The sequence below is a fragment of the Gordonia sp. PDNC005 genome, from assembly GCF_016919385.1.
Classification (GTDB): domain Bacteria; phylum Actinomycetota; class Actinomycetes; order Mycobacteriales; family Mycobacteriaceae; genus Gordonia.
The window spans coordinates 3,677,755-3,692,943 of sequence record NZ_CP070351.1 but is presented as its reverse complement, the minus strand read 5'-3'; the positions used below and the strand labels follow the sequence as shown (position 1 = coordinate 3,692,943).

The 15,189-nt window shown below is 67.5% G+C and carries 12 protein-coding genes; all 12 read left to right on the top strand.

What is annotated here, in order from left to right:
- Positions 1 to 97 precede the first annotated feature (97 nt).
- The gene (locus JVX90_RS17770) at positions 98 to 3,499 is read left to right on the top strand and encodes a pyruvate carboxylase (protein ID WP_205329992.1); all 3,402 of its coding nucleotides are present in this window, start codon (positions 98 to 100) and stop codon (positions 3,497 to 3,499) included.
- A complete protein-coding gene (locus JVX90_RS17765) occupies positions 3,492 to 4,331 on the top strand; it encodes an SDR family NAD(P)-dependent oxidoreductase (protein ID WP_205332483.1) in 840 nt (279 codons plus the stop codon). Before JVX90_RS17770 ends, JVX90_RS17765 begins: the two co-directional genes overlap by 8 nt.
- Before the next feature lie 111 nt (positions 4,332 to 4,442).
- Positions 4,443 to 5,243: an SDR family oxidoreductase gene (locus tag JVX90_RS17760; protein WP_205329991.1), complete on the top strand. Its 801-nt coding sequence runs from the start codon at positions 4,443 to 4,445 to the stop codon at positions 5,241 to 5,243.
- Between the two features lie 115 nt (positions 5,244 to 5,358).
- A complete protein-coding gene (locus JVX90_RS17755; protein ID WP_205329990.1) occupies positions 5,359 to 6,498 on the top strand; it encodes an FAD-dependent monooxygenase in 1,140 nt (379 codons plus the stop codon).
- A gap of 119 nt (positions 6,499 to 6,617) precedes the next feature.
- On the top strand, positions 6,618 to 7,991 hold the full coding sequence (locus JVX90_RS17750) for an MFS transporter (RefSeq protein WP_205329989.1): 1,374 nt from the start codon (positions 6,618 to 6,620) through the stop codon (positions 7,989 to 7,991).
- Complete coding sequence (locus JVX90_RS17745; RefSeq protein ID WP_205329988.1) at positions 7,988 to 9,484, top strand: aldehyde dehydrogenase; 1,497 nt, start codon at positions 7,988 to 7,990, stop codon at positions 9,482 to 9,484. Before JVX90_RS17750 ends, JVX90_RS17745 begins: the two co-directional genes overlap by 4 nt.
- Before the next feature lie 97 nt (positions 9,485 to 9,581).
- Entirely contained in the window at positions 9,582 to 10,520 is a 939-nt protein-coding gene (locus JVX90_RS17740) for a VOC family protein (protein ID WP_205329987.1), read from the top strand.
- Between the two features lie 11 nt (positions 10,521 to 10,531).
- On the top strand, positions 10,532 to 11,314 hold the full coding sequence (locus JVX90_RS17735) for an alpha/beta fold hydrolase (protein ID WP_205329986.1): 783 nt from the start codon (positions 10,532 to 10,534) through the stop codon (positions 11,312 to 11,314).
- 42 nt (positions 11,315 to 11,356) lie between these two features.
- Entirely contained in the window at positions 11,357 to 11,857 is a 501-nt protein-coding gene (locus JVX90_RS17730; protein WP_205329985.1) for a cupin domain-containing protein, read from the top strand.
- 29 nt (positions 11,858 to 11,886) lie between these two features.
- Entirely contained in the window at positions 11,887 to 12,615 is a 729-nt protein-coding gene (locus tag JVX90_RS17725) for a 3-oxoacyl-ACP reductase family protein (protein WP_240193946.1), read from the top strand.
- A gap of 13 nt (positions 12,616 to 12,628) precedes the next feature.
- Positions 12,629 to 13,414, top strand: a complete 786-nt coding sequence (locus JVX90_RS17720; RefSeq protein WP_205329984.1) for an SDR family oxidoreductase — start codon at positions 12,629 to 12,631, stop codon at positions 13,412 to 13,414.
- Between the two features lie 71 nt (positions 13,415 to 13,485).
- Positions 13,486 to 15,126: a thiamine pyrophosphate-binding protein gene (locus tag JVX90_RS17715; protein WP_205329983.1), complete on the top strand. Its 1,641-nt coding sequence runs from the start codon at positions 13,486 to 13,488 to the stop codon at positions 15,124 to 15,126.
- Positions 15,127 to 15,189 lie beyond the last annotated feature (63 nt).

The window sequence follows — 15,189 nt, the reverse complement described above, 5'->3', positions numbered from 1 at the left end:
ACGTGGTGCACCAATCCGCCGCGGCACGCTCCCCGACGCTACTTGCCGAACCCTCCAAAGGGCGTCGCACGACGATGATCAAAGGAACACCGATCCGATGACCACCCAGAACTTCGCCAAAGTCCTCGTCGCCAACCGCGGCGAGATCGCGATCCGCGCCTTCCGCGCCTCCTACGAACTCGGCATCAAAACCGTGGCAGTGTTCCCGTATGAGGACCGCAACTCCGGACACCGGACCAAAGCGGACGAGTCGTACCAGATCGGCGAGCCCGGTCACCCGGTCCGCAACTACCTGGACATCAACCTCATCATCGATGCGGCGAAACAAGCCGGCGCCGACGCGATCTACCCGGGATACGGCTTCCTGTCGGAGAACCCCGATCTCGCCGCAGCGTGTGAGGCCGAGGGCATCACTTTCGTCGGGCCGCCGCGTGAAGTACTCGAACTGACGGGCAACAAGGCGCGAGCGATCGCCGCCGCGAAGGCCGCCGGACTGCCGGTGCTGCCGTCGTCCGAGCCGTCGACCGACGTCGACGAACTGTTGCGTGTTGCGGAGTCGATGACATTCCCGATCTTCGTCAAAGCCGTCGCAGGCGGTGGTGGACGCGGCATGCGTCGCGTGGAGAAGCTGTCCGGACTTCGCGAGGCCATCGAGGCCGCGTCACGTGAGGCGGAGTCGGCGTTCGGCGACGCGACGGTGTTCCTGGAGCAGGCCGTCATCAACCCTCGGCACATAGAGGTGCAGATCCTCGCCGACACGCACGGCGACGTCATCCACCTCTTCGAACGCGACTGCTCGGTGCAGCGTCGTCACCAGAAGGTCGTCGAGCTGGCGCCCGCGCCCAATCTCGACCCGGCGCTGCGGGAGAAGATCTGCGCCGATGCCGTCGCTTTCGCGCGGCAGATCGGTTACAGCTGCGCCGGCACCGTCGAGTTCCTCGTCGACGAGCGCGGTCACCATATGTTCATCGAGATGAACCCGCGCATCCAGGTGGAGCACACCGTCACCGAGGAGATCACCGACGTCGACCTCGTCCAGTCGCAGTTGCGCGTCGCCGCAGGCGCGACACTCGCCGAGCTCGGTCTGACGCAGGAGTCGATCGTCATCCGCGGCGCCGCACTGCAATGCCGCATCACCACCGAGGACCCGGCCAACGGTTTCCGCCCGGACACCGGCCGCATCACCGCCTACCGCAGTCCCGGCGGCGGCGGCATCCGCCTCGACGGCGGTTCCGCGCTCGGCGCCGAGGTCGGAGCGTACTTCGACTCGATGCTCGTCAAGCTCACCTGCCGCGGGCGGGACTTCGAGTCGGCCGTCGCCCACGCGCGCCGCGCCGTCACCGAGTTCCGCATTCGTGGCGTCTCCACGAACATTCCGTTTCTGCAGGCGCTGCTCGACGACCCCGATTTCCGTGCCGGCCATGTCACGACGTCGTTCATCGAGGAGCGCCCGCATCTGCTGACATTGAACGCCTCGGCGGACCGCGCGTCGAAGATCCTGTCGTACCTCGCCGACGTGACCGTGAACCTCCCGGACGGTCCGCGCCCGAAGACTGGACGTTCCACGGAGAAGCTGCCCGCCGTCGACCTCGGCGTCGCGCCGCCCGCAGGCTCCCGGCAGCGACTGCTGGAACTCGGACCGGACGGTTTCGCACAAGCATTGCGCGAGCAGTCGGCGCTGGCCGTCACCGACACGACGTTCCGCGACGCGCACCAGTCACTGCTCGCGACCAGGGTCCGGACGTCGAGCTTGACCGCGGTCGCACCTCACGTTGCACGACTGACGCCGGAACTCTTGTCGATCGAGGCATGGGGCGGCGCGACGTACGACGTCGCCCTCCGCTTCCTGAAGGAGGACCCGTGGGACCGGCTCGCACAGTTGCGGGAGGCGGTCCCGAACATCTGCCTGCAGATGCTGCTCCGGGGTCGCAACACCGTCGGCTACACGCCGTACCCGGAGTCGGTGACGCGCGCGTTCGTCGCCGAGGCGGCGTCCACCGGCATCGACATCTTCCGCATCTTCGACGCCCTCAACAACGTCGATCAGATGCGGCCCGCGATCGACGCGGTCCGTGAGACCGGCACCACGATCGCCGAGGTCGCGATGAGTTACACCGGCGACCTCGCGAATCCCGACGAGAAGCTCTACACGCTCGACTACTACCTGCGTCTGGCCGAGCAGATCGTCGATGCGGGCGCTCACGTCCTCGCCATCAAAGACATGGCGGGCCTGCTCCGTCCGACCGCCGCGACGAAGCTGGTCACTGCGCTGCGGTCGGAGTTCGATCTGCCGATTCACGTCCACACGCACGACACTCCCGGCGGCCAGCTCGCGACGTACCTCGCCGCGTGGCAGGCGGGCGCCGACGCCGTCGACGGTGCCAGCGCACCGATGTCGGGCACGACGAGCCAGCCGTCGCTGTCGGCGATCGTCGCCGCAGCGGCGCACAGCGACCGCGACACGGGTATCAGCTTGGACGCGGTCTGCGACCTCGAACCGTACTGGGAGGCGCTGCGCAAGGTGTACGTGCCGTTCGAGTCGGGCGTTCCGTCGCCCACCGGCCGTGTGTACACCCACGAGATCCCCGGCGGTCAGCTGTCGAACCTGCGAACGCAGGCCGCGGCCCTCGGCCTGGCCGACCGATTCGAGGAGGTCGAGGCCAAGTACGCGGCGGCGGACCGTCTCCTCGGCCGCCTGGTGAAGGTGACGCCGTCGTCGAAGGTGGTCGGCGACCTCGCCCTCGCGCTCGTCGGTTCGGGTGTCAGCGTCGACGACTTCGCCGCGGACCCGGCCCGCTACGACATTCCCGACTCGGTGATCGGATTCCTGCGCGGCGAGCTCGGCACACCGGTCGGCGGCTGGCCCGAACCGTTCCGCACCCGCGCACTCGCCGGTCGCAGCGAGGCCAAACCGCAGACCGAGCTGACAGCCGAGGACGAGGCCGGCCTCGCGGGCGACTCGGCGACACGCCGCGCGACACTCAACCGGTTGCTGTTCCCCGGCCCGACCAAGGAGTACCTCGCACACGTCGAACAGTTCGGCGACACGTCACGGCTGTCGGCGGGCCAGTTCTTCTACGGTCTGCGCAGCGGCCAGGAGAGCCGAGTCGAGCTGTCGAAGGGTGTGAACCTGTTGATCGGTCTGGAGGCGATCTCGGAGCCCGACGAGCACGGCATGCGCACTGTCATGTGCATCCTGAACGGTCAACTCCGACCGGTCACCGCACGCGACCGGTCCGTCGCCGCCGACATCCCGGCCGCCGAGAAGGCCGATAAGAACGATCCCGGCCATGTCGCAGCGCCGTTCGCGGGTGTTGTCACCCTGTCGGTCGCCGAAGGCGACACCGTGGAGGCCGGCGGAGCGATCGGCACCATCGAGGCCATGAAGATGGAAGCCGCGATCACCGCCCCGCGTGGTGGTGTGGTCGGCCGTACCGCGATCACCAAGGTGGCGCAGGTGGAGGCGGGTGACCTGCTCGTCGCACTTCGCGATGAGTGAGCGTCCACGTCGGACGGTCGTCGTCACCGGCGGGAGCGACGGGATCGGCGCCGTCGCTGCCCGTGAGCTCGCCGGTGACGGCGTCGACCTGATCGTCGTCGGTCGGTCGATCACCAAGCTCGCCGCGGTGGCCGAGCAGACCGGTGCGGCGGTGCTCAGCGCCGACTTCGGCGTTCTGGACGACGTGCGTCGTCTGGCCGCTGACATCGCTGATCGGACTGAGTCGATCGACGTGCTGCTCAACAACGCGGGCGGGACATTCCACCCCGATGACCGGACGGCGGACGGGTTCGAACCGAACTTCCAGGTGAATCATCTGGCCGGCTTTCTGTTGACGAATCTGCTGCACGAACGGCTGGCGTCGGCGTCCGGAGGGGCACTCGTGGTCAACACCTCGAGCATTGGGAATCTCTGGGGCAGGGTCGATCTCACTGATCTCGACGGACGGCGCCGACACATCGGTCAGCCGCGGGCGTACGGCAGCAGCAAGCTCATGAACATCCTCTTCGCGCGGGGGATCGCCCAACGGTGGGCGGACGACGCGATCGTGGCCGCCGCGGTCCATCCCGGTGCCGTGGCGACGAGCTTCGGCCGCGACTCGAAATGGGTCGACCTCGCCTACCGGTCGCCGTTGCGGCATCTGGGTCCGATCACGCCGGAGAAGGGTGCGCAGCCGCTGATCGTGTTGGCCAGACGGGGCGCGGACCAGGCGGTCAACGGCGTGTACTTCCATCGAAACCGCCCGAACGGGCCGCAGTCGCGTCAGGCGCGGGACCAACGCCTGGTGGGCGGACTGTGGGAAGAGTCGAGCAGACTGGTCGGCTTGACCTGACCAGTTCGGTCCGGCGGCCTCCCGCTGGACGGGAGATTCGGCGACGGTGGGAGCGGTTCTAGGCGAGACTTGGCGTCCACCCACGTTCCCGTCGCCCTGAAGGAGCCCACCATGCCCGCAGTCGTTCCCGCCCGTTACGACGGTCGCCGAGTTGTCATCACCGGAGCCGGATCGGGGATCGGGCAGGCGACAGTGCTCCGCATCCTCGCCGAGGGTGGATCGGTCGTCGCCGCCGACGTCAGCGAAGCGGGTCTCGCGGACACCGTCTCCAAGGCAGGGGAGGCCGCCGACCGTCTCACCACCGTTGTCATCGACGTATCTGACGAGGCGTCGGTGACCGCGGGGGTCGCTGCCGCGCGTGACGCGCTCGGCGGCATCGACGCCCTGGTGAACGCCGCGGGCATCCTCCGGTCGTCGCACACGCACAAGACCTCGCTCGCCGACTTCGAGCTGGTGCTGCGGGTGAACCTCGTCGGCACCTTCCTGATGATCCGGGAGTCGCTTCCCGCTCTGATCGAGTCGGACGATGCGGCCGTCGTGAACTTCAGTTCCACGTCGGCCATGTTCGCGCATCCCTACATGTCGGCGTACGCGGCGTCGAAGGGCGGAATCCAGTCGATGACGCACGCGCTCGCCGCCGAGTACGCGAAGCAGGGAGTCCGTTTCACCGCCGTCCAGCCGGGATCGATCTCGTCGGGCATGACGGACGGCAGCGGTGAGAGCGGTGCCAGCCGTGGTCCGGGTCTGCCCGAGGATGCCGACATGATGCTGTTCGCCAAGCTCGCTCCCGCCCTCGGTCAAGGATTCGCCGGGCCGGAGACCGTCGCGGGTGTGGTGGCGATGCTCGCCAGCTCGGACGGTGCGTTCATCACCGGCGCCGAGGTCCGTGTCGATGGAGGCACGCACTTCTGACCATCGGTCTGTGATGGACTGCGTCGCTTGACCTCAAGTGTGATCCAGATTATAGCTTGTTGCTAGATAGTTAAGCAGCAAGCTAAATCGGATCGAACACTTGGGAGTCCATCACATGAGAAAACTGCAGGCAGCGGTCGTCGGCGGAGGTGTGGGCGGTCTGACGGCCGCTGCAGCACTCCTTCGGTCGGGTGTCGACGTGACCGTGTACGAACAGTCGTCCGGGTTCTCGCGAGTCGGCGCGGACGTCAATCTCACGCCCAACGCCGTCAAGGCTCTCGACGGTCTCGGCGGTGGGGTCGGGGACTGGTTGCGCGCTCACGGCGGCCGCCCTCAGTTCCGGCTGAGCAGGATGTGGGACACCGGCGAGGAGACCTCGCGAGTTGCGCTCGGCGACCACGCTCACGAGCGCTACGGCGCGCCGCAGCTCACGGTTCATCGGGGTGACCTCATGTCCGCCCTCGAGCGCGATCTTCCCGACGGCGTCATCGAGCTCGGCAGGCGACTCGAGTCGATCGAGAACGGCGCGGACGGTGTCCGTCTTCGGTTCGCTGACGGATCCGACGCCTTCGCTGACATCGTCATCGGCGCCGACGGCATTCATTCGCGCGTTCGCCATGCGCTGCTCGGTCCGGATGAGCCCGAGTTCACCGGCATCGTCGCCTTCCGCGCGGTGATCCCGAGCGGCGCGGTCGCAGGCCTGTCCAATGCCGACTGCTTCACCAAATGGTGGGGGCCGGACCCGGTCACGCAGATCGTGACCTTTCCGCTCGGCCTCGACGAGGTGTTCGTCTTCGCGACGGTCGGTCAGATTGCGTGGACCGAGGAGTCGTGGACCACGCCCGGAAGCATCACCGAGCTCCGGTCGCTCTACGCGGACTTCCATCCGGAGGCGCGCACGCTCCTCGATCGTTGCGACAGCGTGCTCAAATCAGCGCTCTACGTCCGACCTCCCTTGTCGAACTGGAGCGGGGGCCGCGCAGTGCTCCTCGGCGACGCGTGCCATCCGATGACACCTTTCATGGCTCAAGGTGCAGGTCAGGCCTGTGAGGATGCGGTGGTGTTGGCCCGGTGCCTCGCCGATTTCGGCGATCCGTCGGTAGCGTTCGAGCGGTACGAGGCGGTGCGGAAGCCGCGCGCTTCGAAGATTCAAGCGTCGTCTCGCGACAACAACTGGCTGCGCAGCGCGGGTGGGGGCGACTGGGTGTACGGCTACGACGCTTGGTCGGTGCCGCTGGCCGCGCCGATTGGGTGATCTGAACTCGCCTCGACGAATCCTTGTGATCCAGCCAACACTTAAGCTATAAATAATTGAGACCTAAGGCACTAGCCTTCCCTCCTCCCTCAGAGTCCCAACAGCCTAGGAGCACTCACATGGAGACTTCCACCCTGGACGCCGGTCGCGCGGCTGATGCGATCAACGCGCGCATGGAGCGTCTGCCCATGAGTCGATGGCACGTCAAAGCACGTGTCATCGTCGGAGCCGTCACCTTCTTCGACGGCTTCGACCAGCTCATGATCGCCTACTCGCTGCCCGACCTCCCGACCGCCTGGAACCTCACGTCGACGATGATCGCCTGGGTCATCGCGGTCGGCGGCCTCGGCATGCTGTTCGGCGCACTCGGCGGCGGTTGGCTCGCCGATCGCATCGGCCGACTGCGCGTCATCGAGATCTCGCTCGTCGTTTACGCCATCGCCAGTCTCGGCATGGCGTTCACCAACTCGCTCGTCATCTTCATGATCTTGCGATTCATCCAAGGTCTGGGCCTCGGGGCCGAGGTCCCGGTGGCTGCCGCCTACATCGGCGAGATCGCCAAGGCCCATGGGCGAGGCCGATTCGTCCTGCTGTACGAGACGATCTTCCCGGTCGGCCTCGTCATGTCGGCGATCGTCTCGGCGTGGATCGTGCCGAACTACGGCTACCAGATCCTCTTCGCACTCGGCGCGCTGCCGGTTCTTCTTGTTCCGCTCCTGCACCGCCTTCCCGAGTCGCCGAGGTGGCTTGCCGCACGTGGTCGGTTCGACGAGGCCGACGAGTCGGTCTCGATCATCGAAGCCGACGTGCGTTCGCGGGGGATCGAACTGGCGGAGCCTCGGCCCGCCGTCGACGATCCAGCCGTCGTCCGCAAGGCTCGTTTCCGCGAACTCTTCGAAGGCGTCTACCTGCGTCGCACACTGATGCTCGCGTCGATCTGGCTCTGCGCGTACTTCGTGAACTACGGCATCGCCTCGTGGCTGCCCACCCTGTACCGCAAACACTTCGGAGTCAGCACCTCAACGGCGCTGCACTACAGCATCTTCACCACTGTCGCGGGACTGGTCGGCTGCCTGATCATCGCGTTTGTCATCGACGGCCTCGGCCGTCGGCTGTGCATCGCGTCCGCCATGGCGATGTGCGCTTTGACGCTCGGCCTGCTTTCCGGCTTCGGTACGAACACCGAGATGGCCGTCTTGATCTGGTCGGCGTCGGCCGCGCTGCTGGTTTTCGCCGTCAACATGGCGCTGTATGTCTACACCGCCGAGCTGTACCCGACTCGCATGCGGGCCATGGGCGCCGCGTTCGGCGGAGCCGCCGGTCGACTCGGCATCGTCGTCGGCCCGCTGGTGGTCGGCTGGATTCTTGATCACGGCGGATCGCTGAGCTGGGTGTTCGGTGTGTTCGCCGTCATCGCGGGTATCGGCGCGATCGTTGTTGCACTGTTCGCAGTCGAGACCAAGGAACTCACTCTCGAGGAGATCTCCAAATGAGGCCGGACTTCACTCCGATTCCCGATGAGGCGTTCGTCGGAGGCAAGTGGGTCGCGGTGTCCGGACCCGCGTCAGAGATCGTCGACCCGGCTACCGGAGGCCTCCTGCAGACCATCTCGCAGTCCACCGCCGACGACGTGGACGCCGCAGTCGCCGCAGGGGCGGCGGCTGCCGCCGACCCCGACTGGCGTCGTATGGCGCCGCATCATCGCGCGGCCTATCTGCGGCGCCTCGGCGATCTCGTCGAACGGGACGCGGACCGGCTCGCCACACTTCAGACGTTCAACACCGGCAAGTCGATTGTGGAGACGCGCGCCCTCGCTGGGAGCGCCGCAGGCACGTTCCGCTACTTCGCGTCCGTCCTCGAGACCTACGACGAGTCGATGACGGTGCCACGTGGCGACTACCGGACCTGGGTGCAGCACGAGCCCATCGGCGTCGTCGGCGCGATCGCACCCTGGAACTCGCCGATCGCGTCGGACGCGCAGAAGCTTGCACCCGCCCTCGCTGCGGGCAACGCCGTGGTGCTCAAGCCGGCCGAGTGGACACCTCTCGTGTCGCTCGCTCTCGCCCGACTGGTCGAGGAGGCCGGGATCCCTGCGGGCCTGGTGTCTGTGCTGCCGGGCCGGGGGTCCGTCGTCGGAGACGCCATCGTCAGGCATCCGGGAGTGGGCAAGGTGAGCTTCACCGGAGGTACGTCCACCGGTAGGGGGCTCGCTCATCAGGCCGCTGAGAAGCTCATGCCGGTGTCGTTGGAACTCGGCGGGAAGTCGCCGACCGTCGTCCTCGACGACGCCGACATCGATCAGGCGGTTGCGGGTGTGATGTACGGAATCTTCTCGTCATCCGGTCAGAGTTGTGTCGCGGGCTCCCGACTGTTCGTGCACGACTCCCTCTACGAGACGTTCATGAACAAGCTCGTCGCATCCACTGAGGCGCTCCCGGTGGGTGACGGTTTCGACCCGGCGACGCGAGTGGGTCCGCTGGTGCACCGCAGGCATCGCGACAGCGTGGCGGCGTACGTCGACTCCGCGCGTGTCGACGGCGCCCGGATCAGATGCGGCGGTGGTGCCCCTGATGATCCCGCACTGGCGGAGGGGTCGTACTACCTGCCGACCGTCATCGACGGGCTCGACGCCGACGCAACGGTGTCGCGCGAGGAGATCTTCGGTCCGGTGCTGGTCGCGTTCGGGTTCTCCGACGAGGACGACCTGGTCCGGAAGGCGAACGACAGCGTGTACGGGCTCGCCGCGGGCATCTGGACGAGCGACTACCGGCGGGCCCTGCGGCTCGCCGACCGGCTGGAGGCCGGCAACGTCTGGATCAACACCTACAAGGCGTTCTCCATCTCCACGCCGTTCGGCGGCGTCAAGGAGAGCGGACTCGGTACCGAGAAGGGCCGGGAGGGCATCGCCGCCTACTCCCGGGTCAAAAGCGTGTACCTGGGGCTCGACCCGGAACCGAACCCGTGGGCGGGCGTCGGCGACGTATAGCGTCGCCGGCCACTTCTGAGAAAAGACCGTGAAACACTTCACATCGTAATACTTGAGCGCTAAACTACTAATTGTAAAGATACTTGAGGAGGTCACGATGAATCAGCCGGTAGCGACCCTGGCCAGGCTTCGGTCCGTCGAGCTGCGCACATCCGCGGCATCGGAATCCGCGGACTTCTACGAGAACGTCTGGGGCCTGTCGGTCGTGGAACGCGGTGCCGAAGGCGCGTGGCTCCGCGGCACCGGCGACGAGCATCACGTCCTCCAGTTGACGTCGGCCGAGCAGAACGGCCTCGGCCGAATCACGTTCGCCGTCCGTACTCCTGTCGAGGTCGACGAGGCGGCCCGCCGACTCGGCGCACGCGGCGTCCCGATCGTCGCCGGCCCCGGACCTACCGGCGAGATCGCCGCCGGATACGGCGTCAGCTTCGTCGACCCCGAGGGCCGGGTGATCCAGCTTCTCGCCGACGCATACGCCGTCACCACGATGCACCGATCCGAAGCGGTGCCGGTCGGCGTGACCCACGTCGTCCTCAACACCGTCGACATCGACGCTGCCGTCGCGTTCTACACCGATGTCCTCGGGATGCGGGTGTCCGACTGGTCCGAGCATCAGATGGCGTTCCTACGCTGCAACTCCGATCACCACAGCATTGCGTTCAACCAGGCGGAGTGGACGGCGATCAATCACGTCGCCTACGAGATGCCGTCCGTCGATCACTTCATGCGAGGCATCGGCAGGTTGCGACATCACGGTGTTGTGCCGATGTGGGGGCCGGGAAGGCACGGGCCGGGCGACAACACGTTCTCCTACTTCGCCGACCCGGCCGGTCTGGTCTGCGAGTACACGTCCGGCATCGCCCAGGTGGACGAGGACCGCTGGCTCTGCCGCGTGTGGCGACGTGTTCCAGAACTGTCCGACACGTGGGGGACCGCGGGTCCGCCATCGGCCGAGGTGCGCTCCCATATGGCGGGTGTGCCCGACGACGGTGCGTTCGCGCACCGCCCCGACCTGCGCGTGAGTGCCGACCGATGACCGGAGGAGTCATGACCGACCTGCATGTCGTCGACGAGGGCTCCGGCCCCTCCGTTGTTCTCCTCCACGGCATCGGGGGGAGTTCACGATCGTTCGACCCCCAGGTCGCCGAGCTCGCCGAGAACCATCGGCTCCTCGCGTGGGACGCACCCGGTTACGGGCGATCGGCCGACGTCGCGAACCCGCTCAGCATGGACGACTACGCGGACCGTGTGGCATCGCTCATCGAGGACCGCTGCGGTGAACAAGGTGCTCACGTCCTCGGCATGTCGTGGGGCGGAGTGATCGCCACCCGCCTCGCTCTCCGTCGACCCGACTTGGTGCGAAGCCTGATTCTCGGAAGCTCCACTGTCGGCTCCGGAGCGACGCCGGAATCGGCCGGCTCGATGCTGGCGCGGGCCGCAGACGTCGAAGCCGATCTCGCGGCGTTCGTGGCGGATCGTGCCCGTCGACTGCTTGCTTCCGACGCAGACGGGACCACCGTCGCCGCAGTCGCCGAGGAGATGGCCGCGGCGATCCGGCCTGCCGGATACCGCAGTGCCGCCGAGGCCATGGCGGCCACCGATCACACCGACCGGCTGCCCGAGGTGGACGTTCCGACTCTTGTCGTCGCGGGCGACTGCGACGAGGTGACGGGTCACGCCGCTTCCCAAGTGCTCGCAGGCGGCATCCCCGGTGCCGTGTACGTGACGCTCCGCGGGGCGGGACACCTCGCCAACCGCGACCGCCCGGAGGCGTTCAACGCCTGGGCGGAATCGTTCATCCAGATCACCGAGCGCCTCCGCGCTCAGTGATGTCCATCAGATCGACAACCCATCACTAGAAGGAGAAAAGCCATGGACTACCAGACTTCCGACCTCGCCGAGTTCACCGACTCGCTCATCCTCACCCGTGACAGCCGCAAGGAGGACTGGGACGCACTCGGCTTCCAGGCCAAGGCCGGCGACCAGTTCAAGCGCGCACAGATCCGGTACGTCGGATCGGGCGCGACCGGCGACCACGGCGACGACAAGCGGATCATCCCGTCGCGCGGTTTCACGTTCTCGAACATGCTGCTCCCGGCGGGCGCCGAAGGCCCCGAGCACACCCATCACGACGCCGAAGAGGCGTTCTTCGTCCTCGAAGGACAGATCGAGGTGGGAGTGCACCGCGACGGCAAGGAGGAGAAGCGCACCCTCGGATACCGCGACATGATCGTGGTGCCCGCGGGAGTGCCGCGCAGCCTCAAGAACGTCACCGATGAGCCCGCGTTGTTCTGCGTGATCATCGGCGCCCAGAAGCCGCAGGTCCCGACCTACCCCGAGACGTCGGTCATGCACGGCGTCACCCGGGACTGATCGTAGTGACGGACCTGCGCGGAAGGACTGTGCTCGTCACAGGTTCCGGGCGCGGTCTCGGACTGGCGATCGCCGAGCATGCAGGCCTCGCCGGTGCGCAGGTGTGGGTCGCCGACATCCGAGAGGACTGGGGTGCCGCCGCAGTCGAGACGTTGGCCGGTGCGGGCGTGCGGGCGAGCTTCTGCCCACTCGACGTCCGCTCGGCCGACTCGGTCGAAGAGATGGTCGAGACGGTGACCGCCGACGGACCGATTCACGGGCTCGTCAACAACGCGGCCCTCGCCGACGGCGTCGGGGGGAAAGCCGTCCACGAGCTCGCCGTCGAGGACTGGGACCGGGTGCTCGACGTGAACCTGCGGGGCACCTTCCTCGTCAGCCGGGCGGTGGCGCCGCATCTCATCACCGCAGGTGGTGGACGGATCGTCAACATCGGGTCGGACGCGGCGCTCTACGGTTCGCAGAATCTGTGCCACTACATCTCGTCCAAGGGCGGCGTGTCGGCACTGACCCGTGCGATGGCCCGCGACCTCGGCCCGCACGACATCACCGTCAACACGGTGTCGCCGGGGCTGACCGAGTCGGAGTCGGCGGCACACGTCCCCGAGCACCGACACGACCTGTATCGGCGCAACCGGGCCCTGACCCGGCCTCAGCGCCCCGCTGACCTCGTCGGAGCAGTCACATTCCTGCTCGGCGACGAGGCGTCGTACATCACCGGACAGGAACTCGTCATCGACGGCGGGTTCGTCTTCCACTAGAAGGACATCAGACATGGACCTCCTGCTGCGCGACCGCGCGTACCTGGTCACCGGAGGCAGCTCCGGCGTCGGACTGGCGACAGTTCGTCTCCTCCTCGACGAAGGGGCGAACGTGGTCACCTGTGCCCGTGACGGCGACAAGCTCGCAACTGTCCTCGCCGAGGCCGTGCCGCACGCGCAGGACCGGGTCGTGACGGTGGCGGCCGACGTCCGCAGTCGTACCGATGTCGACGCGGTTGTGACCGCGGGCGTCGCGCGGTTCGGGCGGTTGGACGGCGTCGTCAACAATGCGGGCGGGTCCAGAATGGCGCCTCGTGCGGAGACCACCCTCGACGACTGGCGCGACGAACTCGATCTCAAGTTCTCCAGTGTGCTCAACACCGTCGACGCGGCCCTGCCGCACCTGCGGAACTCGGACGCGGCCGCCATCGTCAACGTCAACGCCGTCCTCGCCCGCCAGCCCGAATCGAGACTGGTCGCGACCAGTGCGGCGCGCGCGGGTCTGCTCAATCTCAGCAAGTCGCTGTCGCAGGAACTCGCGCCCGCGGTGCGGGTGAACTCGGTCGCGCTCGGCTTGATCGACACCGGGCAGTGGCGCAGACGCTACGACCAGTCCGGCGACCCGCAGTCGTTCGCCGAGTGGGAGGCCCGGATCGCCGCCGATCGGGGGGTCGCCCTCGGTCGCTTCGGGCACGCCGACGAGGTCGCCGCGATGATCCTGACCCTGCTCTCGCCGCGATCGTCCTATGTGACCGGCTCCTGCCTCGACGTGTGCGGCGGCGTCGCACGGTACGTCTGACCGACCCTCCAGCCCTGATCGTCAGCCCCTCTCGATCGTCTCGCGATCGTCGACTCTCCCGGGAGAACCCAATGACCGACAAGAACATCAAGAACGGCGGCGACCTGCTCGTGCAGGTGCTGCGCGAGGCAGGCGTCGACACCGTCTTCGGCATCGTCAGCGTGCACAACCTGCCGCTCGTCGAGGCCGTCGCCGCACAGCTGCGGTTCGTGCCCGTGCGCCACGAGGCCGGAGCGGTCAACGCCGCGGACGGCTACGCCCGTGCGATGGGTGGGCTCGGTTGCGCCCTGACAAGCACGGGAACCGGTGCGGGCAACGCGGCGGGATCCCTGATCGAGTCGTTGAGCGCGGGAACGTCGGTGCTGCACGTGACCGGGCAGGTGCAGACGGACTACCTCGGGTCCGGTCGGGGATTCATCCACGAGACCAAAGATCAACTGGGCATGCTGACGGCGGTCTCGTCCTATGCGGTGACCGTCACCGATCCCGGCGAAGCGGGAAAGATCCTGCGCGACGGCGTCCGACGCGCACTCGCCGCGCCGGGCGGACCGGTGTCCGTCGAATGGCCAATCGATCTGCAGTACGCCGAGCACGACGTGGTCCCGGGTCCGCCGATCGCGGCGGAGGCGCCGGCCGGAGTCTCCGCGGAGCAGATCGCACCGTTGCTCGCAGCGATCGACGCCGCCGAGCGCCCGGTGATCTGGGCGGGCGGCGGTGTCCGCGAAGCGGGTGCCCAGCTCACCGAGCTCGTCGAGCGATGGGGCGCCCCGCTGCTGACCAGCAACTCCGGGCGCGGGGCCGTCGACGAAGAACACGAACTGTGCGTCGGCAACTACGGTGCGACGCCGGCCGGACGCGAACTGCTGGCTGAGGCCGACCTGCTGGTGTCGCTGGGCACCCATTTCCGCAGCAACGAGACCGGTGACTACTCGATACCGGTGCCGAAGAATCACGTCCAGGTGGACCTCGATGCAGCGGCCCCGGGCCGGGTGTTTCCGGTGACGGCAGGCATCGTGGGCGACGTCCGGTCCGTGCTCGACCAGGTCCTGGCCTCGGCTGACCTCGAGGGACAGGTCGCAGCGGAGTGGACCGAGCGTGGGAAGCGCGCCCGTGTCGACGCGCGCACCCGCCAACGTGCAGGCCTCGGCGACCACGCTCGGTTGTGCGACGCCGTCCGGGCCGCGTTCCCAACCGACTCGGTCGTCGCGCGCGACGTCACCATCGCGTCGAGTTCGTGGGGCAATCGACTGCTGTCGATGGGTGATCCCCGAGCCAACGTGTTTCCGCGCGGCGGCGGCATCGGCCAGGGCCTCGGCATGGCGATCGGTTCCGCTCTCGCCGATGAGACCCGCCCGACGCTGGCCATCGCCGGTGACGGTGGACTCGCCGTCCATCTCGGTGAGCTGTTGACCGTCGCACAGGAGAAGCCGTGGCTGGTGATGCTCGTCTTCAACGACGGGGGATACGGCGTGCTGCGGAACATGCAGGCCGCGACCGGTCCGACTTACGCGGTCGACCTGGCGACTCCCGACTTCGCAGCGTTGTCCGGTGCGCTAGGGCTCGACTACCGGCGAATCGAATCCGCGGACGACGCGGAGTCGGTGCTCCCCGAGGCGGTCTCGCTGCGCGGCCCCGTTCTCGTCGAGGTGGATCTCGCCGCGTTCGGGCCGATGCCGACCCCGTTCACGCCGCCCGTATCCGTTCCTCGCTGACGTCTGCGTGCAATTGCCGGGAGCTCTTTCGCCGCAACCTGTGACACCGCTCATACTTGAGTG